Genomic DNA, 21,351 nt, shown 5'->3' with positions numbered 1-21,351 from the left:
TGGGCCTTTCGCGTCGTCAGCGACGCAGGGATGCACTGATCCTCCGTCCGGGAGGAGGCGTGGCCGGCACCGCCCCCGGGGAGCAGGTGCCGGACGCTGCGGCCGAATGGCGGAGGGCCATTGGTCAGTTGTGGCGGCGCCAGGCGATCCGCGCGCTCTGGACGTTCTGGGCCGAGTGGATCGCCAGCCGCTCGCCGAAGGTCACCACGCCGTCGGCGCGCGCCTGATAGCGCATGGCCGCCACATGCGCCTGCCCGCGGACGAGGCCGCGGGCCTCGCCATAGGTCAGTTGCCCCGACTGGATGCCGGTATAGATGCGATGGGCCTGGAACTGGCTGCGCGCGTTGATCCAGGGGGTGCCGGCGCTGGCGATACCGGAGGTTGCGCCCAAGACGAGGGCTGCCAGAACGAAGGTCGATTTCATGTCAGTCTCCACGATTGATCATCGTCATCTGGCAACCGGCACCATGCCGAAGCCATCCGATGCTGCTCATGGGTGTCGGACCAAGAATTCCCGGTTCAGAATTTTTCGTGATTATTTTATGAAATGTAGATGATCGCCCCGTTCATCTTGTATTCAACTTTGGTTTGCCGCACAGCCAGGCGACCTGCCTGAACGGTCGGCGGTCGGCAGCGCCGGGGGAAGCGCCAGGGCAAAAGCCTCGTCAGGCCTTGTAAACCTTAAGGAAATTCACGGCATTCGCCAGAATGGATTCACCTTGTCTGCCAAGGCCCTGTTCATCGGTGGCGGCCATGATCCCCGGCACGGAGCGGTGGCCTTTGAGCCTAAAGACCGCCCGTGACAGGGACTTCAAGGATTGAGGAACTGGCGTCATGTTCTTTCTGCTCAAGGCCGCCTTCTGGCTGGGCCTGGTGTTCTTTCTCCTGCCGCCGGCAGGACCTCTGCCGCATGCGTCGCAGCGTCCACAGACTGCGGCTGCCCATAGTGCTCCAACCGATGCCAGCAGCATCGCGGCGGAGGCGGCGAGCCGTGTCATCCAGTATTGCCGCGACAATGCCCAGACCTGCGCCACAGGCGCGGCCATGGCGACGGAGGCCAGCGCCGCCGTGCAGCGCCAGCTGAGCCACGCGCCTCAGCCCGCAGCGGCACCGCCCGCGGCACCCGCCGCCCGGGCCCATGACACGCTGACACCCGCTGACCTGCAGGTGCCTTTCGGCGGCATCATGCCTGCGACAGGCTCGGCTCCGCGCACCGCTCCCTTGCCGCCGCGCCGACCGGCCTGATCGGCCGCACTTTGTCTTCGCGGTCATGATCGCTATATGGCTGTCATGACCGCTGCCACGCTGCCGACCATCGACGACATCACCGAAGCCTTCGCCCTGATCGACGATTGGGAAGAGCGCTATCGCTACGTGATCGAGCTGGGCAAGAACCTGCCGACCCTGACGCCCGAGCAGCGCAACGAGACCAACCGGGTCCGGGGCTGCGCCAGCAATGTCTGGCTGGTGACCCATGTCAGCCAGCCCGGCCCCGATGCCGTGCTGACTTTCGAGGGCGAGAGCGACGCCCATATCGTCAAGGGCCTGGTGGCGGTGACGCTGGCCATCTATTCCGGCCATACCGCCCGCTTCATCGTCGACACCGACGCGTTCGAGCTGTTCAAGAGCCTCGGCTTCGAACAGCACCTGACGCCGCAGCGCTCCAACGGCGTGCGCTCGATGATCGACCGCATCCGCCGCGACGCGCAGGGCGCTCTTGCCGGCTGATTGCAGGGCCTGCCGCAGCGCAGCGACCCATCGCATTCCCGCAGATTTGGGATCACCACATTTCATGGCGGGGGCTTGAGGCGACACGCTAGTGTCGCCGCACCTGCGCTTTGGGAGAACAAACATGGCCGGCTGGTCGAAGACCTGGACCTTTGTCGATGGCGAATGGCTGGAGGGCAACCCGCCGCTCACCGGACCGCGCAGCCATGCCTTCTGGCAGTCCTCGTCGGTCTTCGACGGCGCGCGGATCTTCGACGGGTTGATGCCCGACATGGACCAGCATGCCCAGCGGCTGAACCGCTCGGCCGTGGCGCTCGGCCTAAAGCCGATCACCGATGTCGATACCGTGGTGGGGCTTGCCCGCGAGGGCGCGAAGAAGTTCGACGGCAAGACGCCCGTCTACGTCAAGCCGATGTATTGGGCCGAGCATGACGGGCCGAGCGCCATCCTGCCCGATCCGGAATCGACCCGCTTCTGCCTCTGCCTGTTCGAGGCCCCGATGGGGGCGCCGACCGGCATGTCGGTGACGCTGTCGAAATTCCGCCGTCCGACCATCGAGAACGCGCCGACCGACGCCAAGGCCGGCTGCCTCTATCCGAACAACGGCCGGGCGCTGCGCGAGGCCAAATCGCGCGGCTTCGACAATTGCCTGGTGCTCGACATGCTCGGCAATGTCGCGGAAACCTCCAGCTCGAACATCTTCATGGTCAAGGACGGCGTGGTGATGACGCCGATTCCCAACGGCACGTTCCTGAACGGGATCACCCGGCAGCGCACCATCCAGCTCTTGCGCGCCGCTGGCCACACCGTGATGGAGACCAGCCTGCGCTATTCCGACTTCGAGACCGCCGATGAGATCTTCTCCTCGGGCAATTACTCCAAGGTCATTCCAGTGACGCGGATCGACGAACGCTCGCTGCAGCCGGGACCGGTCAGCCGCAAGGCGCGCGAGCTCTATTTCGAATATGCCGCGACCCAGAAGCTCTGAGCGGACTTCGGCTTGAAACGACAAGGGCGGCCTGCAGGCCGCCCTTTTTCATTGAGCGCGGCGGGCGCCGTCAGCCGCCGACATGGGCGCGGAAGTCCTTCAGCGAGGCAAAGCGCGTGGCGCCCGCCGGCAGGTCCGCCTCGATCGTGCCGTCGCCATAGAGCCGGAACGGAATGTTGGCTATCACGCCTTCGCGCAGCAAGGGTGCCGCGATCGGCGGCGGCTCGGGGGCGGCCGGCTCTGCCAGGACCTCATCGGCCGTGCGCGTCCGGGTCGGCGCCAGGAGATCGCCGAGCTCGGGGAAATCACGCGCCAGCTTGACCATGGCCGCATCCTCGGCGGGCTCTGGCGTCGGCTGCGACCAGCCCTTGGCGGGCTCGTCGGCAAAAGGCTCGTCCGTCATGTCCTCGGAGATCACCTTCTCGGCCAGCCGCTCGGTCTCGGCGCGCTCCGAAGCGGTGCGCTCCTCGGTCCTGTCCTCGCGCGGACGCCCGGTCACGGTTGGCAGCGGCTCGGCGAGGGCGGCACGCAGGGCCGCCTCGAGATCGAGCTCCATCGGGTCATGGGCAAGCGGCGGCGAAACGGCTGCCTCGGCAACGGGCTCCGGCGGCGTGGCGATCACGGGATCTGCGACCGGAGCGACGGAAGGCGCAGCCGGCGAGCGGAAGGCGGTATCGCGCAGCCGGGCCATGAACTCGTCGTCCAGCGCGTCGGTCCCGGACTCGCGCTGCGGCGGCTTGACCGGCGCCTTCAGCAATTCCTCAAGACCGCGGTGAACCGCCTCGGTGCGGTCAATGTCATCAGCGGGTTGCGACGCTGCGGCAGTCGGCTCGCTCTCCGAAGGGCTCAGGTCCAGCTTCGGCAGAACGATCGGCTCAGCCTCCACGACAGGCTCCGGCGTGGCTTCAGGCGCGGCTTCCGGTTCCGCAACCGGGCTGGGCTCGGCGGCCGGCTGCGGCGCAGGCGCGGGGGGCAGGGAGAGGCTCGGCATGCCGAGGGCTGCCGCCAGTTCCTGCTCGAGATCGAGCGGGCCGGCAATCGCGGCTGCCTCCGGCCCGACCGTGTCAGCCTTCATCTCACCGGCATCGATCGGCGCCTCGACCACGGCGTGGCTGAGGGTTTCCTCGTCGCCGCTCCAGTCCTTCGCGGTGATCGTCTCGACCGCCACGGGATCCTTCGTGGCGCCGAAATCGGGGAAGGCGGGGTGAAGGGACGGCTCCGTGCGCATTTCAGCAGCAGCCAACTGGGGCGCGGGCGTCCCGAGGGCGGGCCCCTCGGCTGACGGAGCCTCCACCGCAGGCGCGGGATGATGGATCGCCGACCAGCCCTGCGACGCGCCGACAACGGCTGCTCCGGCAAGTGCGCCACCGACAACACCTGTCAGCGCAGCGCCGGGCAACCCTGACGAGCCGGTCTGGACTGGCGGGGCGACAAGCACGGGCTCGACCACGGCTGTCGACGGCGGCGGCATGATGTCTGACGGCGCATCCGCAACACTGACGGTCGGCAGAACTGGCATTGTCTGGACCGGACCGTCCGACAAACGGGCCGCATTGAGCGCTGCGGTCACGTCCCTCAGGGCGCGCACCACGGCGCCAAGCCTGCCAACCGCCACCGCCACCGCGAAGGTCACAAGACCTGCGGCCATGAAGGTCGCGCCGATGAGCATGACGGTGTTGCCGAGCGTCAGGAGGCTCGGGTCGGTGCCAAAATAGAGCGTCAGGGTTCCAAGGACCGTCACAATGGCGGCCACGACCTGGAGTATAACAGCCATCAACCTATCCCCTCAACGCAGCGGCAGTCTGCCGCATTGCTTCACGCCGATACCCGGCGGATGCCCCATCAGTATCAAATGGAAGCCATAAGATTCTGGCAACTTTGTTACCTTGCCCCGCATGGGCAATTGCCCCGGCATGGCGCCGGGCTTATCTAGAACCCGTAGCTTTGTTCCGACGCCGGTGCCGCAACCCCGAGGCGACGGCCTTCCAGGAGACAGTCCATGTCGTTCACTCTCGACGCCCTGCCCTACGCCTATGACGCGCTCCAGCCCTACATGTCCAAGGAAACGCTGGAATATCACCACGACAAGCACCATCAGGCCTATGTCACCAACGGCAACAACCTGATCAAGGGCACCGAGTTCGAGGGCAAGAGCCTCGAGGACATCGTCAAGGGCTCGTTCGGCAAGCACGCCGGCATCTTCAACAATGCCGGCCAGCACTACAACCACATCCATTTCTGGAAGTGGATGAAGCCGAATGGCGGCGGCAAGATCCCCGGCGGCCTGGAAAAGGCGCTGATCGACTCGTTCGGCTCGGTCGAGAAGGCCAAGGAAGACTTCATCCAGGGCGGCGTCACCCAGTTCGGCTCGGGCTGGACCTGGCTGACCGTCCAGGGCGGCAAGATCGTCGTCACCAAGACCCCGAATGGCGAGAGCCCGCTGGTCCATGGCGGCAAGCCGATCCTCGGCTGCGACGTGTGGGAGCATTCCTACTACATCGACTACCGCAACCGGCGCCCCGACTATCTCAAGGCTTTCGTCGAGCACCTGGTGAACTGGGAATATGTCGACGAGATGTTCCAGGCCGCCAGCGCCTGAGCGGTTTCGACATCACGAGATTGACGAAAACCCCGGCCATCGCGCCGGGGTTTTTTCTGGGTACCGCGATTTGTACGGGGATTACGGTGTCGCCCGCATTGGCGGAAACCTGCCCTTGCGTTACGACATGTCCTCTCTTCCCCTTGACGGAAACCTCCCATGACCCGCGCCTTCGCTCTCGCCCTCCTTCTGGGTACCCTTTCCATGCCGTCCGCCGACGCCAGCAATTGGATGCCAGGCAACGGCCGGGCCTGCGAACAGGTCTGCCAGGGCGCAGGGCGCCGGCCGGTTCAGTCGGGCGTCTATCTCCCGAACGGGCAGATGTTCAACGTCTGCGCGGCGAACAGCGCGAACGAAGGTATGCGTCCGGGCTTCAACCTGCGGCCCAGCTGGTCGAATGTCTGCGTGACGGCCTGGGGCCCCGGCACAGGCCAGGCGCGCAGCGAGCGGCAATATGAATGCCTCTGCGAGTGAGAGAGGGAGCCTATCTCACGCGATCTCGGTGACGATCTTCCGCCTCACCGCCTCGGCAAAGGACCGGTTCTGGTCCGCCACCTCGACAAAGGCGCCGGGGCCGCCGATCACTGCCTCGCGGTAATAGTCCGGCAGCGGCTGTCCGATGCGCGCCGGCACGCTGCCGCCGGGCCGGATGATCGCCAGCGCGTTGACCGTGATGCCCTTGGCCACCGCATCGTCGCGCGCCGCCTCCACCGCGCGGCCGCCAATATTGGGGCCGTCGCCCGAGACATCGATGACGCGCTTCAGCCCGCGATAGGGACCGCTCTCGATATGGGTCACGCAGAAGTCGATGGCCGCCGAGATGGAATTGTAGCCGCGGGCCGCGCGCGGGCGGGTGACGAGTTCAATGGCAAAGGCCTTTGCGCTGGCCTCGTCCCGGATCAGCGTCCAGTCGACGATGACGTGCTGCGAGGTCGGGCCGCCCCATTCGGTATAGATGACCGCGATGGCGCCATGGGTGCCCTTGGCGATGACGGACAGGACCTCCGGCGCGCTCAACGCCTCGCCGTAGCCTTCGCGCTGGAGCCGCAATTCGTCATTGTCGATCGAGCCCGAGCCGTCGGCAGCCAGCGCCAGCACGACATCCACCGGGATTTTGGCCTGCGCCCGGACAAGGCTCGGCACCAGGACACCAGCCGCGAGGGCGAGGCGGCGCGACATGGACGATGCAAGGCGCTTCGGCATAGGCGTCTCCCGATCAGGGCTCCAACTGTCCCAGCAAAACAGCGGCCAAACCGCCTGTCCATCGGACCAATCGCGCAACCGTCATTGTCGCACGGAGAGCCATGATCGCGCGGGTGGTCGCGGCCGAGCTCATCGAGCTGTAGGGTTGGCCCCAGGTTTCCCTCACCTTGAGCCGTATGCCCCTTCTCATCCTCCTGTCCTTTGCCACTTTCGTCACCGGCATCGGCGCCCTGGGCGTCGTCGGCGTCATGACGCCCTTGTCGCGCGACCTCGGCCTCTCGCCGGTCGGCGCTGGATGGGTGATGTCCGCTTATGCGATCGCCTACGCGCTGGGCTCGCCCCTGCTGACATCCACGACCGGCCAGTTCGACCGGCGGCCGGTTCTGGTCAGCGGCATGGCGGCCTTTGCGATCGGGGCCGCGCTGGCAGCGCTCGCGACCAGCCCGCTCGCGCTCTATGGCGGCCGGGTGGTGATGGCGCTGGGCGCTGGCCTGTTCGCGCCGGCGGCAGCGGCGGTGGCGATTGCCAGTGTTGCGCCCGAGCGGCGCGGCAAGGCGCTCTCCATGGTCTATGGCGGGCTGACCGTGTCGCAGGTCGTCGGCATCCCCGCCGGCAGCTATCTCTCCTACCTGTTCGGCTGGACGATCCTGTTCTGGGGTGTGACGGTCGCGGGCCTGGCCATGGCAGCAGCGCTTGCCGTGCTGACGCCGCGCGGCATCAAGGTCGCACCCGCAACCCTCACCGACCTCGCCGCCGTCCTGACCGATCCGCGGCTGGCGGTGGCGGTGCTGCTGACGGCCACCGCGATGGGATCGGCCTGGACCGCCTATACGTTCCTCGCCCCGATCATCGAGGTGAAGACCGGCGGCGGGCCGGAGCTGGTCGGGCTCCTGCTCGGGGTCTACGGGCTGGGATCGGTCGCCGGCAACATGCTGGGGGGTTTTCTCACCGACCGCGTCGGGCCCGAGCGCGCGCTGATCTTCGCGACGATCATCCCCGTGCCGCTGGTCGCGATCCTGACGCTTTTCCCCTGGAACGTGGCCGTCGGCGGCGTTCTTCTGTTCGCCTGGGCCGCGGCCGGCTGGGCCTTCGCCATCGCGCAGCAGTCACGCCTGGTGATGCTCGATCCCGCCCGCACGCAGGTGCTGCTGGCCCTCAGCGCGGCCTGCATCTATGTCGGCTCATCGATCGGCTCGACGCTCGGCGGCATCGCCATGAGCTATGGCGGCGTTCCGGCCCTTGGCGTGGCGACGCTCGCCATGGGCCTTGTCGGCATCGCCCATCTGGCGCTGACCCTGAAGCTCGGCGGCAGGCCTGCCGCCTGAGACCGTCAGGCGGCCGGTTCGTGCGGCGACCCGCCGGCCAGCCAGTTGCGGCCACGGGCATAGAGCCGCTCGACCTCGGCGCCTTTCAGGCCCGGCATGTCGCGCTTCACCTTGTAGCCGATGCGCTCCTGGATATAGGCGAGGTGGCGATAGCCCTCCGGCAGCGCCATAAGCACGTCGCGGTCAAGCTGGAGCGTTGCCGAGGGATCGACCGGATCGATCCGGTCCTTCTCGTAGATCGGCTGGCGCAGCACGACGCCCCATTTGCCCTGGCGCTTCTCGATGAAATCGTAGAATCGGCCGGTGCAAACGACGTCGCACTGGACGTCGTGGACCTGCGCGCGCTGGGAAATGGTCATCTTGGTCTGGGCGATGGCGCGCGTGCCGGCAAGGTCGATACTGGTGCCGCCGAGGAAATGCAGGATGCTGACGCCCTTGGACGAGCCCTCGCGGCTGACGCGGATGAATTCGCTCGCCGGCCCCTGGAACCAGGTGGCGCACATGAAGCCGTCATCGTGCCAGCAGGTCTGGAAGCGGTCCCAATCACCGGCATCGCGCCAGACGGCCCAGTTCTCGACGAGATCGCGGATGGCGAGACGGTCCAGCGTTACGGTGTCCATGGGGGCTGCTCCTCGGAGGCCGGCCTGCCGCTTGCGACAGGACTTCAAGCCTGATAGTTTACATATGTGAACTGGTTTGAATCATGAAATCCGACGCACCCGCCCCTGTCAAGTCGGCCGACCGCGCGCTCGACATCCTCGAAGCCGTGGCTGATGCCGCCGAACCGCCGTCGTTCTCGCGGCTGATGGCGGAGCTCGGCATTCCCCGCAGCAGCCTGTTTCATCTGCTGAACACGCTGCAGTCGCGCGGCTATCTCGTCCAGGACGGGGCAACCGCGCGCTACCGGCTCGGCCAGCGGATCGGGCAATTGGCCGAACGGGTCGGCGGTCCGCCGCTTGCCGCAATCGTGCTGCCGCATCTCGGACAGCTCAGCCGCGCGGTCAACGAGACCTCCGGCTTCTATGTCCGCGCCGGCGACGGCATTGAGGCCATCGCTTCGGCGGCCTCAAGCCAGGCGCTGGCCTATACGATGAAGGTCGGCGAAAAGGCGCCGCTCTATGCCGTCTCGGCCGGCAAGCTCTGGCTCGCGCACATGCCGCCGGACGAAGTCGCCGCCTATCTGGAGCGCGTCAGTTTCGAGGAGATCACCGCCAACACGATCCGCTCGAAGGACCGGCTGCGCGATGAGATCGCGGCGGCCCGGCGGGACGGCTTCGCCTATTCGCGCGAGGAATTCACGCCGGGGATCACCGGCATCGCGACGGCCGTGACTGCTGGCGGACGGATTGTCGGCGCGCTCAATCTCGCCGTGCCCACCGCGCGCTTCTCGCAGAGCCAGGAGGCCGTGTTCCGCCGCCAGATGGCGTCCACGGCCGCGGCACTGTCAAAAGCGCTGGAGGCGCGCGCTGTCCCGCCCGCGCGGGAGGATTGACGCCTCGGCTTGGCCGTGGTTGGTTTCTGTAAAAGAACAGTTTCGTATACGAAACTCCTCGCTGGAACCCCAAGGAAGCTCCCCCATGCGCCGCCTCGCCTTGCTCGCCTCCCTGTCCCTGATGGTTGCGGTCGCGCCTGCGGCTGCGCAGGATTATCCCAGCCAGGCGATCAAGATCATCGTGCCGCAGCCGGCAGGCGGCGGATTCGACACGGTGGCGCGGGTGCTGGCGGAGAAGCTCGCGCCGCGCCTCGGCCAGGGCGTGGTGGTGGAGAACCGGCAGGGCGCCGGGACGATCGTCGGCACCCAGGCGGCGATCCAGGCGCCCGCCGACGGCTATACGATGCTGCTCGGCGGCCTCTCCAACATCGCGCTCAACCCCGGCCTCTATCCGAATCTGCCCTACAATCCCCTGCGCGACCTGACGCCGATCGGCCTGGCGGTGAGCTGGTCCTACACGCTGATCGCGCGCAAGGACCTTCCCCAGCAGACGCTCGTCGAGCTCTTCGCCTATGCGCGCGCCAATCCCGGCAAGGTGACCTATGCCTCCGCCGGGCGGGGCTCGGGCCAGCACATCGCCGCCGCCGTCACCGAGCATCTCGCCGGCGTGAAGATGGTCCATGTGCCCTATCGCGGGGCACAGGCGGCCTATCAGGACCTGATGGGGGGTCGCGTCGACCTGTTCTTCGACATTTCCTCGACAGCGCGCGCACAGGTCGATGGCGGCACGGTCAGGGCGCTCGCGGTCTCATCGGCCGCCCGCCAGCCGTTCCATCCGGACGTGCCGAGCGTTGCCGAGACCGGCGTTGCCGCCCTCGACATGGAAAGCTGGTTCGGTCTCTTCGTGAATTCCGCGACCCCGCCCGATGTCGTCGCGCGTCTGCGCCGCGAACTCGCCGCCGTGCTGGCCCTGCCGGAGATCCGTGACACGTTCGCGCGCACCGGCGGGCGGGTGATGACGCTCGATGCCGACCAGACCCAGGCGCTGATCCGCCGAGATGTGGAACGCTGGACGGCGCTCATCAAGGGCGCCGGCCTGACCGAAACCGGCAACTGAGCCACTCGGTATCAGCAAAGGCGTCAGGACTGCCCTGCCCTCGCACCCAGTCGGCAGGACCGGGCCTGCTGATGTAGAGAGGCTGTCCGGCCGGCACGTCGCCGCCCGGACGGCCCTGGAATGGCCGCAGCGAGAGGCGGCCGCAAGCTCCATGGCGACAGAACCAGCCGAGGCACGGACGGAGGCGCGGAGCTTGTCTTCCGGCACCACGGCGGTGCTCGCCATCGCGCTCGTCCTGCTGTCGAGCCTGCTCTACCTGTTCGGCTACGCGCTCTCCAAGACGCTTGCCAATCGCTACGGCATGACCGCGCTGCAGGTGACGTTCCTCCGCTGCGTGCTGGTGCTGGGAGTGACCTTCCTGGCGCTGGGCTGGGCCAAAAGCGGCGTCACCTGGGAGCGTATCTGGCGGCCGACCCGCGTGTGGGAGCAGCGCGGCGCGGCGGCAGCGCTTGTCCTGTCCAATGCCATGGCCGTCTATGCCTACAGCCTGATGCCGGTGACGGCCGCGTCGGCGCTCGGCTTCACTGCGCCGCTGATCCTGACGGCCCTTGGCGGCCTGATGCTGGGCGAGCGCATCTCGGCGGGCCGGTGGCTCGGTGCCCTGATCGGCTTTGCCGGCATGCTGCTGATCGTCAAGCCGACGGAGAACCCGTCGCTGCTCGGCATCTTCGCCTCGGTGGGGGCCGCTGCCTTCTATGCGATCTACCAGATCGTGGTCAGGCGGCTGCGCGAGGTCGCCTCCAGCGTCGATACCGCCATGCAGGTGGCGGTGGTCGGCGTGGTGATCCTCGCCGTGCCCATGGTCTGGTTCTGGACCCCGCTGAGCCTTGAGGGCTTCGCCATGGGGGTTCTGTTCACGGTCGTGCAGACCGTCGCCCTGTTCAGCATCTCAACCGCGCTTCGGCTGAGCGAGACATCAAAGATCGCGCCCTGGCAGTTTTCCGGCCTGATCTGGGCGATGCTGCTGGACGCCGTGATGTTCTCGGTCGCGCCCTCGCTCGGCTCGCTGGCTGGCGCGGCCTGCATCATCCTGGGCGGATTGCTCGCCCAGGGCGGATTGCTGCGCCGGTTGTTCCGGCGCTGAGCGCCGGAAGATCCGGCGCTGAGAGTTCAGACCGGCGCGATTTCCGGCGCACCGACGCCGAGCCGCGGCGTTTCGGCATGCTCACCGCCATGGACCGAGGTCTTGTGGGCGAGATGGGCGATCGCAGCCGCCACGCCGCCCGCGCCATGGGGAATATTGTTGGCGGCCAGCGCCATCTCGATGGCCGAAAGCGTGCCGATCACCATGGGCGCGTTGACATGGCCCATATGGGCGATGCGGAAGGCCTTGCCGGAGAGCTCGCCGATGCCCGATCCCAGCGTCACGCCGCAGATCTTTTGGGCATAGTCCGCGATGATCTCGGGGCTGACGCCCTGAACCAGAACCGGGGTGACCGAGGGCGCGCGCTGGGCGCCTTCGAGCACGTTCATCGACAGGACCTGGCCCTCGGACCATTTCGACACGGCGGCATGGGTTGCCTCGGCCAGCAGCTGGTGGCGCTTCCAGACAGCCTCCAGCCCCTCCTCCAGGATCATGTCGAGGGCGGCGCGGAGCGCGAACAGGAGGTGCTCGGGCGGGGTGCCGCAATATTTCATGTAATGCTGCTCACCCTGGCGCGCCGTCCAGTCCCAGTAGAGCGTCTTCATGTTGGCGGTCTGGTGCGCCTTGTGCGCCTTGTCGTTGGCGGCGACGAAGGCGAGGCCGGGCGGGGTCATCAGGCCCTTCTGTGCGGCCGACATGGTGACGTCGACGCCCCAGGCGTCCATCTCGTAGGGCATGCAGGCAAGCGAGGCGACGCCGTCGACCATGTAGAGCGCGGGGTGGCCCGCCGCATCGATCGCCTTGCGCACAGCCTGCACGTCGTTCAGCACGCCGGATGCCGTGTCGATCTGGACCATGATCACGGCCTTGATCTCATGCTTTGTGTCGCGGCGCAGGCGCTCCTCGACAGCCGCCGGATCGACGGACGCGCGCCACGAGCCCTCAAGGATCTCGACATCGGCGCCCATGAAGCGGGCCATGTCGCCCCAACCGATGGCGAAGCGGCCAGAGGCCAGAACCAGGATCTTGTCGCCGCGCGACAGCACGTTGGAGATCGCGGCCTCCCAGCCGCCATGGCCGTTGGCGGCGTAGATGTAGGTGCGGGCGCGGGTGCGGAATACTTTCTGCAGGTCCGACAGCAGGCTGTCGGTGAGGCCCACCATGGCGCCGGAATAGATTTCCTCGGCGGGACGGATCATCGCCTGCAGCACGCGGTCCGGAATATTGGTCGGGCCGGGGATGGCGAGAAGCGCGCGGCCATTGGCGACTGTCATGGAAGGCTCCGGTCGAGATGAACTGGAGCGCTTCTAAGCGAAAGCGGCCGCGATTGCACGTGGGGCCAAACGCTGAGCCTCGATGCGATCGCGTCAACCGAGCGTGATGGCGCCGGTCTCGACCAGAGTTCGGTGGAAACGCCGCTTGCGCTCGGACTGCGCGGCGAAATAGCCGCTTCCGCATTCCGCCATGAGACCGGCGCGGGTGGCGAAGACCGGATCGAGCGGCAGCCCCGCCTCGATCAGCGCCCTGGTGCCGAGAAAGGCGATGTCGAGTTCGCCTCCCTGGGCAACCGGTGCGACTGGCGCCATGTTCAGCCGCTCGATGGCGTAGAAGGTGCGGAATGTGCGCCGGGGATCGGCGGCAAGGCCGAGCCCCTTCTCGATCCGGCGCGTCAGCACCGGCTGGTGATCGCCGTAATGGACGACCAGCATCGGACGGTCGCCCAAGCGCGCCAGAAGCTCGCTCCGGGCCTTGGCCCAGGCGGCGGCGGTCTCGGCGAGGCGGGCGTAATATTCGCCATATTGCGGGTCGGGCAGCGCCCGCAGCGCGAAGGCACGGGCATCGCGCGCGACATCGGACAGGGCGAGGCTGCGCGTGTGCGGGCCATGGTTGAAATTGGTCAGGGCATAGAGAAAGCGCGGCGCGGCATCCTCCGCGATCCCCCGCGCCATCACATCGGCGACCGCATCGAGGAACGGACCGTCGGCATTGGTCACCTCGAAACGGGCGAGATCGAAGGGCGGAGCCAGGTCGTCGCTGAAGATGCGCTCCGCCATTCCGATGGAGCGATAGAAGGCCTCGTAGTCGAGAAAGCCGCGCCGGCAGCTCGACAGCAGCGCCGTGCGGTAGCCGAGCGCGTCCAGTGTCAACGGCAAGGTGTGGCGGAAGCGCCCTTGCCCCTTGCGGAACAGGAAATAGGCATCGGCGCCGAAACTGGCGCTGGAGAGCCCGGTCATCACCGAGAATTCCGACTGCCAGGACCCGCCGCCGAAAATGTCGACATTCAGCCCGCCATGCAGGCTGCCGGAGGGCGCCAGAAAATCCGCCACCTGCTGATCGACCGGCAGTCCATAGAGTCTCGGGTCGAAAACCGATTCATGCTGGATCATCAGAATATCCGGCCGGATATCGCCGAGCGGCGGCCGGGCGGGCGCGAGCGGCAGCGGGCTTGCCGCGACATCGATCATGCTCAGGCCGCGCGCGCCGGGCGTGAGGCGCAATTCGACCAGGGAGGCGAGGAAGCTGGAGACGAAGCAGTTGCCGGTGGCGACAGTCCGCCGGAACGCGGCCCGCCCGCCGCCGAGGCGGAAGGCCAGCACGCTGCAGCCGAGCGCCAGGACCAGAACGCCAAGCCGTGCCGACAGCGAGGCCGGATCCCCGCCAACATGGGCGATCGTCAGCCCGATGGCGACCAGCGCGGCGGCGGTCGCCGTCAGCAGCGTTGCCGCCATCACCGGATATTGCTGGATGATGAAGGGCACGGTGCCGGCGAACAGGAGCGGCACATCGGCCGCCGTCAGCTTGAAGCCGCTATGGGTGAATTTGGCGTGCGAGACGAGGCCGATGACCGATGCGGCAATCACCGCGAGCAGCATGGCGCGCTGGAGGTCGTCGGTGACCAGCGAGAGAAAGGCCGCTGCCAGCATGATGCCGGCGGCACTGAAGGCCAGGTGCCAGCGGTCGCGCTCGAACCAGGCAATGCCGGCGAAGAGGACGAGCGCGACGGAATAGGCCATGGGGTCAAGGGCACTGCCGGGAGAGCCTGTCAGGGCAGGCCAATCTTCGGTCGCACCCTAGTGGCCCGACAGGCCCGGCGCCAGAGATGTCAGGGTGCGCCGTCGCCGCAGGGCGGCCTTCCCATCTGGGCGACGAACAGCCTGTTCGCGTCCAGAACCGCCAGGCTTGCCCGTGCCAGGGCGACGAGAATGTCGGCGCGATCGAGCTCGCTCAACTGGGTCGCGTCAAGATGCTTGGTCGCCACGCGCAAGCCGTCGAAGATGCGGGTGAAATCGGCGAGCACCTGGTGATCGCTGGTGCCGGAGATAGAGCCGACACCAGCGAAAGGCAGAACGTCGCCCAAGCTCACGCAAGCTTGCGGGAGGCTTCGCGCACCTGATTGGTGGCGCGGTCGATATCGGCGGTCGAGCGGGCGATCAGGTTCATGCTGTTGGAGATGGCGCCGACACCCTCGGCGGCAACGCGCATGTTGGACGACATTTCGGCGGTCACCGCCGACTGTTCCTCAACCGCCGTGGCGATGGCCGTGGAGATCTCCGAGATCGTCGAGATCGTCGCGGAGATGTCGCCAATGGCGCCGACAGCGTTCTGGGTGGAGGTCTGCACCGAGGCGATCTGGGCGCCGATCTCCTCAGTGGCCTTCGAGGTCTGGGTGGCGAGGCTCTTCACCTCGGAGGCCACCACTGCGAAGCCCTTGCCGGCTTCGCCGGCGCGGGCGGCCTCGATCGTCGCGTTCAGCGCCAGGAGATTGGTCTGCGCGGCGATGTTGTTGATCAGCTGCACCACATCACCGATGCGGGCCGCGGCCGACGACAGGCCGGAGACGATCTCGCTGGTGCGGGTCGCCTGCTCGACCGCGCCCGACGAGATCTCACGGGCATGGGCCACCTGGCGGCTGATCTCGCCGACGGAGGCTGCCAATTCCTCGGCACCGGCGGCGACAGCCTGGACGTTGCCGGAGGTCTGGGTGGAGGCAGCGGCCGCTTCGGTCGCCTCATGGGTGGCGCTCGACACGGATTCGGCAATGCCGCCGAGATCCTGGTCGATCTCGCGCTGGATTCCAGCGCGACGGGCCTGCTCCTCGACCTGGGCGGTGATGTCGGTGGCGAATTTCACCACCTTGAACGGCTTGCCGTTCATGTCGAAGATCGGATTGTAGGATGCCTGGATCCAGACTTCCTTGCCGCCCTTGCCGATGCGCTTGTACTGGGCCGCCTGGAAATCACCGCGGGCGAGCGCCGCCCAGAACTCCCGGTAGGCCGGGCTCTGCTTGTCGGCCGGCGACACGAACATCGAATGGTGCTGGCCGGCGATCTCCTCCAGGCGATAGCCCAGCGTCGACAGGAAATTCTCGTTGGCGGTGATGATCTTGCCGGTCAGATCGAATTCGATGACCGCCTGCGCCTTGTGGATGGCGGCAAGCTGACCCTGGATGTCGGCGTTGTGGAGCTTCTGCGCGGTCGTGTCGGTCGCGAACTTGACGACACCGAAGACCCGGCCGCGGCGGTCGAGCATCGGATTGTAGGAGGCCTGGATCCAGATCTCCTTGCCACCCTTGGCGATGCGCTTGTACTCGGCCATCTGGAACTTGCCGGCGCGCAGATTGTCCCAGAACTGGCGATAGTCCGCGCTGTCGCGGTCCTTCTGGTCGACGAACATCGAGTGATGCTTGCCCTTGATCTCTTCCAGCCGGTAGCCGAGCGCGTTGAGGAAATTCTCGTTGGCTGTGACGATCGTGCCGTCGAGCTTGAATTCGATCACGGCCTGCGAACGCTCGATCGCATCGAGCTTGGCCTTGGTATCGTTGGTCATGGAGAACAGCGGCATGGTCAGGGCTCTTCGGTACAACCTATATGTGCGGTGCACACAACTCGGTGCCCAAAAACTGAATTGCCCACCTAAAGAATGTGTAAAATGACGCTGATACATTCCGTTACGTCCTGTTGACGTTCGGTAATCGCGTAAGCCCTTCGGAAAATTTGTCTCAATTTGTCCTGTTGCGCAGCTTTTGCGTAGATTTCTATCGCGCACCCTCTATCCAATTCACGCTTTATGCATAGAGTGCTTGATAGCATTGCATATCTGATGGGCACATAGGGGACGCAGGATGACTAGCACCTCTCGTGGCACAATCAACATGTCAGGCCTTTCCAAGGCAACCGGCGTGCATGCCTCCACCCTGCGCAGCTGGGAGACACGCTATGGTTTGGTTGCACCCGCACGTTCCGCGGGAGGCCACCGACTCTATTCCCAGGACGATGTCGAGCGGCTGATGGTGGTGAAGGAGCTGGCGGATGCCGGCTTCCGCCTGCCCGAACTGGCGGGGCTTTCGCTCGACGAGCTGCGTGCCTTGCGAGCGTCGCCGGTGCGGCCGGACCAGCAGCAGCTCGAGAACCCGCTGGTGTTGCAGCTGGAACGGGCGGTCGACGAGCGCGACCCCGAGGCCTTCGGGCAATATCTCCGCTTTGCCTTCCTCTCACTGCCCGCCAATGCTGCCGTCGACCTCTATTCCCGCAGCATGCGCCATATCGGCCGGCGCTGGTCGGAGGGCGTGATCGGCGTTGGCATGGAACATCGGCTGTCTGCGCGCGCCCGCGAGGCGATCACCGGTGCCATTGCCGGGCTTGCCCCTGCCGGACGGCGCGAACCGATCGCCTTTGCGACCCTCACCGAGGAGCTGCATGAGCTCGGCCTGCTGGCCGGCGCCTATCTCGCGGCGGCGGCCGGTCACAAGGTGATCTATTTCGGCGCCAACATGCCAGCCGACGATCTGGCCGCCAGCACGGTGTCGGCCGGGGCCCGCCTTCTGGTGCTGAGCTTCGTCTTCGGCAGCGCGCGCGATCAGTTTGCCGAACGGCTGGGCGAACTCATGGCCGCCCTTCCCGACTCAATCCCGGTCTGGCTGGGTGCGAGCCCGGCGGCGCTGGGCGGCATCGCCCTGCCGCCCACAGTGACGCTGGTGCATGACTTTGCCGAGTTCAACCGCCGCCTGAAGATCCAGTTCACCGAGTGAGGCGACGGCCTCAGCTGACGCGCGCACCGGCCGCAATGGTGGGCGGGGCGGCGTTCAGCTGGTCGATGGCAAAGCCGGCGGCGGCCTTGTAGCCCGCCATGAAGGCGGTGCGCTCGGCGGCCGGCACCACGGCGTCGATATCGTCGAAGGTGCCGCCGCAGCGCTCGTCCACCAGATTGAGCAGGCCGAAGGGGCCGGCGCCGCGATTGCGCAGGATGAGCTGCGAGACCGGGCCGCAGAGCGCTGAATCATAATCGGCCAGCGCCGCCGGCGTGACGCCGTGGCGCAGCATGTGCGCGCCGAGCACCCGGGCATCGATCACCGCCTGGCTCGCGCCATTGGAGCCGGTCGGATACATGGCGTGCGCCGCATCGCCCAAGAGCGCCACCGGGCCATCGACCCAGGTCGGCACGGGATCGCGGTCGATCATCGGGTTTTCATAGGCGCCCGACGCGCCCTGGATCATGGCGGGCACGTCGAGCCAATCCCAGGTCCAGCCGGTGAAATGGGGCAGCACGTCGTCCAGGCCGACCTCGCGGAACCAGCCGCGCTGGGTCCAGCCCTCGGCCGCATCGACGGTCACCTCGGCGATCCAGTTGATCTCGGCGAGGCCCGTGGCCGGATCGGGATGGGAGATCGGATAGAAGACGACGCGGTGGCGGTGGGTGCCGAGCCCGACGAAGGAGGCGCCGGAGCGGATGGGTTTCGCCAGCGTCGTGCCGCGCCACATCAGCGCCCCGCCCCAGTGGATCGGCGGCTGCTCGGGGTGCATCTGCGCGCGCACGGCGGAATGGATGCCGTCGGCGCCGATCAGCAGGCTGGCGCGTTGCTCGGTGACGGTGCCGGCCTGTTCGATGAGGGCGGTGACCGTGCCATCGCTCTCGCGGCGATAGGAGGTGACGCGCGCGCCGAGGCGGACCGCGCCCGGCCCCAGCCGCTTCACCACTTCGGCGAACAGGAGCATGTGGAACCGGCCGCGATGGACCGCATATTGCGGCCAGTGATAGCCGGCGAGCCGGCCACGCGGCTCGGAATAGATGTCGCGGCCATTGAGCCCGACCAGCGCCCATTCCCGCGCAGGCACGCCGACCTCATCGAGCATGGGTTCGGTGATGCCGAGATCGCCGAGCTCGCGGACGGCATTGGGCTGCAGGTTGATGCCGACGCCGAGCGGCCGCATCTCGGCGGACGATTCCACCACAAGGCAATCCACGCCGATCTGGTGGAGCGTCAGCGCGGTCGCAAGCCCGCCGATGCCGCCGCCGGCAATGATCACGAGAGGCTGGGACATGGGAGCAAGGCCAGGTGACGGGTGGAGGGAGAAGGGGGTGTCACCTAGCGGGAAGCGGGGGTGCGGGGCAAGGCGGAGGGATGGGGGATGATCCCCTACCCCACCACCTTCACCGCGAACGCGTAACTCCTGGCCACCTCGTGCAACCTATCAAACCGCCCGGCAGCTCCCCCATGCCCGGCATCCATGTTGGTCACCAGCAGAAGCGGGTTGCCGTCGGTCTTCGTGGCCCTCAGCTTCGCCACCCATTTGGCCGGCTCCCAATAGGTGACGCGCGGGTCTGACACGCCGGCCACCGCCAGGATCGGCGGATAGCTCTGCGCCCGCACATTGTCATAGGGCGAATAGCTCAGCATCCGGCGGAAAGCCTCGGGGTCGGCGATCGGATTGCCCCATTCCAGCCATTCCGGCGGGGTGAGCGGCAGGGTCTCGTCCAGCATGGTGTTGACCACGTCGACGAAGGGCACTTCGGCCACGATGCCGCCCCAAAGCTCCGGCCGCATATTGGCAATCGCGCCCATCAGCATGCCGCCGGCCGAGCCGCCATGGGCGGCGATGCGGCCAGCCTTGGTATAGCCCTTTGATATCAGGTGTTCGGCGGAAGCGATGAAGTCTGCGAATGTGTTCGCCTTGAACTCGCGCTTGCCCGTCCGGTACCAGCGATAGCCCTTCTCCATGCCGCCGCGGATATGGGCGATGGCGTAGATGAAGCCGCGATCGGTCAGCGACAGCCTCGCCGTCGAAAACGAGGCCGGCATGGAGGCGCCGTAGGAGCCATAGCCGTAGAGGAGGAGCGGCGCCGAGCCGTCGAGCGGCGTGTCCTTCCGATAGACCAGCGAGACCGGCACCAGCTCGCCGTCGGCTGCGGGCGCCAGCAGGCGGCGGGTCACGTAATCGGCTGCGTTGTGGCCGGACGGCACCTCCTGGCGCTTTCGGAGCGTGCGCGTGCGGCTCGCCATATCGTAGTCCCAGGTCTCGTTCGGCGTCGTCATCGAGGAATAGACGAAGCGCAGCGTGTCGGTGTCGAACTCGTAGCCGGGCTGGACGCCCAGCGAATAGGCCTCCTCGTCGAAGGCGATGGCGTGCTCGGCCCCTGTCGAAAGCTCGCGAATGACGATGCGCGGCAGGGCATTCTCGCGCTCCAGCCGGATCAGCCAGCGCTTGAGCACATGCATGGCAATGATCAGCACGCCGGGCCGGTGGGGCACGAGGTCGGTCCAGGCCGCGCGGTCGGGGTTGTCGAGCGGGGCTGTGACGATGCGATAGTCCTCGGCCTCGTCATTGGTGCGCAGGAACAGGGTCGGCTTCCCGCCAAATGTCGGATGATAGTCGGGATCGACTTTCACCTCGCCATTGCGCGGCAGGATGAGCCGCGGCGTGGCTGAGGGGTCGGTGAGGTCGAGGCTGCGGATTTCGGTGGAATCCGATTGCGCGCCCGAGATGAAGGCAAGGCCGCCCGCCGTCGTCTCACCGATGCCGACGAAGATGGTGGTGTCCGGCTCCTCGAAGATCAGCGTGTCGGCCTCTGCCGGCGTTCCCAGCACATGGCGGTAGATCTTCAAGGGACGGTGGTTGTCGTCGAGGCGGATATAGAGCACCGCGGATGAATCCGACGACCAGACCGCGCCGCCGCCGGTCGCCTCGATCACGTCGGGCAGATCCTTACCTGTTGAGAGATCGCGGATGCGGATGGAGAAGAATTCCGAACCCTTGTCGTCAAAGCTCCAGGCGAGCAGGCGATGGTCGGGGGAATGGACGGCACCGCCGAGGTCGAAGAACGGCTTGCCCTCGGCCAGCGCATCGCCGTCGAGCATGATCTGCTCAGGCGCCTCGGTATCGCGGGGCTTGCGGCAGACGAGAGGGTGCTGGCCGCCCTCGCGGTAACGCTCGTAATAGGCGAAGGCACCGTCAGGGGTCGGCACGGAGGAGTCATCCTCCTTGATGCGCCCCTTCATCTCCTGGAACATCTCGGCCATCAGCGGCTTGGCCGGCGCCAGCACCTGGTCGGCATAGGCGTTCTCGGCTTCGAGATAGGCGCGGATGTCAACGGGGAGATGTGTCGGGTCGCGCAGCGCCTCCTGCCAGTTCTCGGCGCGCAGCCAGGCATAGTCGTCGACAAGCGTCACATTGTGGACGGAGGTCTCTCTCCTGTTCCGGGACGCCTCCGGCAGCGGGGCCACATTCGGGTCCAGGGCGGAGGCGGTGTTCGGCTTGTCGGACATGGATCTGGACCTCGATTCGATCCGGTCACTCTATCCCACCCCAGGCCGCAATGGCGCGCCGGGCGGTGCTGGCACAGGCGCTTGCACGTTTTCTCCTGCCTTATGAAAGCCAGAATGTCACGGCATACCGCCAAACTACAGTTCATGTATGATCAACAGTACCAAGACTTTTGGCTATTGTGGTTGCAGTCAGGCTATTGCCGCGCGCTTTGCGACATATGATGCGACCAGACGGCGCGCTGCCTTGCTTTCCACTGACATCCAATCGCGATTTTTACTTTCAGACACGAAGAAGCGCTTGAAACTCATGTTCATCGGAAGTAAGTGACGTTCA

General features: G+C 66.6%; 20 protein-coding genes. 10 read left to right on the top strand and 10 right to left on the bottom strand.

Annotated features, from left to right (window positions below):
• Positions 1-124: 124 nt before the first annotated feature.
• The gene (locus E8L99_RS12900; RefSeq protein ID WP_137099921.1) at positions 125-424 is read right to left on the bottom strand and encodes a hypothetical protein; all 300 of its coding nucleotides are present in this window, start codon (positions 422-424) and stop codon (positions 125-127) included.
• 410 nt (positions 425-834) lie between these two features.
• On the opposite strand from E8L99_RS12900, the gene E8L99_RS12895 reads away from it, so the two are divergent.
• The 3 genes from E8L99_RS12895 (at position 835) to E8L99_RS12885 (ending at position 2,716) form a co-directional block, all read left to right on the top strand.
• Positions 835-1,245, top strand: coding sequence for a hypothetical protein (locus E8L99_RS12895; protein WP_137099920.1), 411 nt, complete (start codon positions 835-837; stop codon positions 1,243-1,245).
• A 45-nt stretch (positions 1,246-1,290) separates the two neighbouring features.
• Complete coding sequence (locus tag E8L99_RS12890; protein WP_137102102.1) at positions 1,291-1,728, top strand: SufE family protein; 438 nt, start codon at positions 1,291-1,293, stop codon at positions 1,726-1,728.
• Between the two features lie 124 nt (positions 1,729-1,852).
• Complete coding sequence (locus E8L99_RS12885) at positions 1,853-2,716, top strand: branched-chain amino acid aminotransferase (protein ID WP_137099919.1); 864 nt, start codon at positions 1,853-1,855, stop codon at positions 2,714-2,716.
• Between the two features lie 70 nt (positions 2,717-2,786).
• Here the strand turns inward: E8L99_RS12885 and E8L99_RS12880 are convergent, their stop codons facing one another.
• The gene (locus E8L99_RS12880) at positions 2,787-4,490 is read right to left on the bottom strand and encodes a hypothetical protein (RefSeq protein ID WP_137099918.1); all 1,704 of its coding nucleotides are present in this window, start codon (positions 4,488-4,490) and stop codon (positions 2,787-2,789) included.
• Positions 4,491-4,715: 225 nt separating this feature from the next.
• Here E8L99_RS12880 and E8L99_RS12875 point away from each other — a divergent pair, with 225 nt between their 5' ends.
• Together E8L99_RS12875 and E8L99_RS12870 are read left to right on the top strand one after the other, a co-directional pair.
• Positions 4,716-5,315: a superoxide dismutase gene (locus tag E8L99_RS12875; RefSeq protein WP_137099917.1), complete on the top strand. Its 600-nt coding sequence runs from the start codon at positions 4,716-4,718 to the stop codon at positions 5,313-5,315.
• Between the two features lie 159 nt (positions 5,316-5,474).
• Complete coding sequence (locus tag E8L99_RS12870; RefSeq protein WP_137099916.1) at positions 5,475-5,789, top strand: hypothetical protein; 315 nt, start codon at positions 5,475-5,477, stop codon at positions 5,787-5,789.
• 15 nt (positions 5,790-5,804) lie between these two features.
• Here E8L99_RS12870 and E8L99_RS12865 read toward each other — a convergent pair whose 3' ends face one another.
• A complete protein-coding gene (locus E8L99_RS12865) occupies positions 5,805-6,518 on the bottom strand; it encodes a DUF1194 domain-containing protein (protein ID WP_252511101.1) in 714 nt (237 codons plus the stop codon).
• A gap of 176 nt (positions 6,519-6,694) precedes the next feature.
• Between E8L99_RS12865 and E8L99_RS12860 the strand changes: the two genes are divergently transcribed.
• On the top strand, positions 6,695-7,843 hold the full coding sequence (locus E8L99_RS12860) for an MFS transporter (RefSeq protein WP_137099915.1): 1,149 nt from the start codon (positions 6,695-6,697) through the stop codon (positions 7,841-7,843).
• A 5-nt stretch (positions 7,844-7,848) separates the two neighbouring features.
• Here E8L99_RS12860 and E8L99_RS12855 read toward each other — a convergent pair whose 3' ends face one another.
• Positions 7,849-8,463 (bottom strand): nuclear transport factor 2 family protein, encoded by a 615-nt coding sequence (locus tag E8L99_RS12855; protein WP_137099914.1) that lies wholly within the window; start codon positions 8,461-8,463, stop codon positions 7,849-7,851.
• A gap of 83 nt (positions 8,464-8,546) precedes the next feature.
• Here E8L99_RS12855 and E8L99_RS12850 point away from each other — a divergent pair, with 83 nt between their 5' ends.
• From E8L99_RS12850 to E8L99_RS12840, 3 genes are all read left to right on the top strand, one after another.
• The gene (locus tag E8L99_RS12850) at positions 8,547-9,335 is read left to right on the top strand and encodes an IclR family transcriptional regulator (RefSeq protein ID WP_137099913.1); all 789 of its coding nucleotides are present in this window, start codon (positions 8,547-8,549) and stop codon (positions 9,333-9,335) included.
• Between the two features lie 85 nt (positions 9,336-9,420).
• Entirely contained in the window at positions 9,421-10,392 is a 972-nt protein-coding gene (locus tag E8L99_RS12845) for a Bug family tripartite tricarboxylate transporter substrate binding protein (protein WP_137099912.1), read from the top strand.
• A 193-nt stretch (positions 10,393-10,585) separates the two neighbouring features.
• Positions 10,586-11,476 (top strand): DMT family transporter, encoded by an 891-nt coding sequence (locus tag E8L99_RS12840; RefSeq protein ID WP_168201663.1) that lies wholly within the window; start codon positions 10,586-10,588, stop codon positions 11,474-11,476.
• A gap of 26 nt (positions 11,477-11,502) precedes the next feature.
• Here the strand turns inward: E8L99_RS12840 and E8L99_RS12835 are convergent, their stop codons facing one another.
• From E8L99_RS12835 to E8L99_RS12820, 4 genes are all read right to left on the bottom strand, one after another.
• The gene (locus E8L99_RS12835; RefSeq protein ID WP_137099910.1) at positions 11,503-12,750 is read right to left on the bottom strand and encodes a pyridoxal-phosphate-dependent aminotransferase family protein; all 1,248 of its coding nucleotides are present in this window, start codon (positions 12,748-12,750) and stop codon (positions 11,503-11,505) included.
• Between the two features lie 93 nt (positions 12,751-12,843).
• On the bottom strand, positions 12,844-14,490 hold the full coding sequence (locus E8L99_RS12830) for a sulfatase-like hydrolase/transferase (protein ID WP_137099909.1): 1,647 nt from the start codon (positions 14,488-14,490) through the stop codon (positions 12,844-12,846).
• Positions 14,491-14,579: 89 nt separating this feature from the next.
• Entirely contained in the window at positions 14,580-14,840 is a 261-nt protein-coding gene (locus E8L99_RS12825; RefSeq protein WP_137099908.1) for a hypothetical protein, read from the bottom strand.
• Positions 14,837-16,318, bottom strand: a complete 1,482-nt coding sequence (locus tag E8L99_RS12820; RefSeq protein WP_137099907.1) for a methyl-accepting chemotaxis protein — start codon at positions 16,316-16,318, stop codon at positions 14,837-14,839. Before E8L99_RS12820 ends, E8L99_RS12825 begins: the two co-directional genes overlap by 4 nt.
• 280 nt (positions 16,319-16,598) lie before the next feature.
• Here E8L99_RS12820 and E8L99_RS12815 point away from each other — a divergent pair, with 280 nt between their 5' ends.
• The gene (locus tag E8L99_RS12815) at positions 16,599-17,504 is read left to right on the top strand and encodes a MerR family transcriptional regulator (protein ID WP_137099906.1); all 906 of its coding nucleotides are present in this window, start codon (positions 16,599-16,601) and stop codon (positions 17,502-17,504) included.
• A 10-nt stretch (positions 17,505-17,514) separates the two neighbouring features.
• Here the strand turns inward: E8L99_RS12815 and E8L99_RS12810 are convergent, their stop codons facing one another.
• Both E8L99_RS12810 and E8L99_RS12805 read right to left on the bottom strand, forming a co-directional pair.
• On the bottom strand, positions 17,515-18,795 hold the full coding sequence (locus tag E8L99_RS12810; RefSeq protein ID WP_137099905.1) for a flavin-dependent oxidoreductase: 1,281 nt from the start codon (positions 18,793-18,795) through the stop codon (positions 17,515-17,517).
• 95 nt (positions 18,796-18,890) lie between these two features.
• Positions 18,891-21,017 (bottom strand): S9 family peptidase, encoded by a 2,127-nt coding sequence (locus E8L99_RS12805; protein ID WP_137099904.1) that lies wholly within the window; start codon positions 21,015-21,017, stop codon positions 18,891-18,893.
• Between the last annotated feature and the right edge of the window lie 334 nt (positions 21,018-21,351).

The sequence above is a fragment of the Phreatobacter aquaticus genome, from assembly GCF_005160265.1.
GTDB classification, from domain to species: Bacteria; Pseudomonadota; Alphaproteobacteria; order Rhizobiales; family Phreatobacteraceae; genus Phreatobacter; species Phreatobacter aquaticus.
This window is presented reverse-complemented; position numbering and strand designations above follow the sequence as displayed.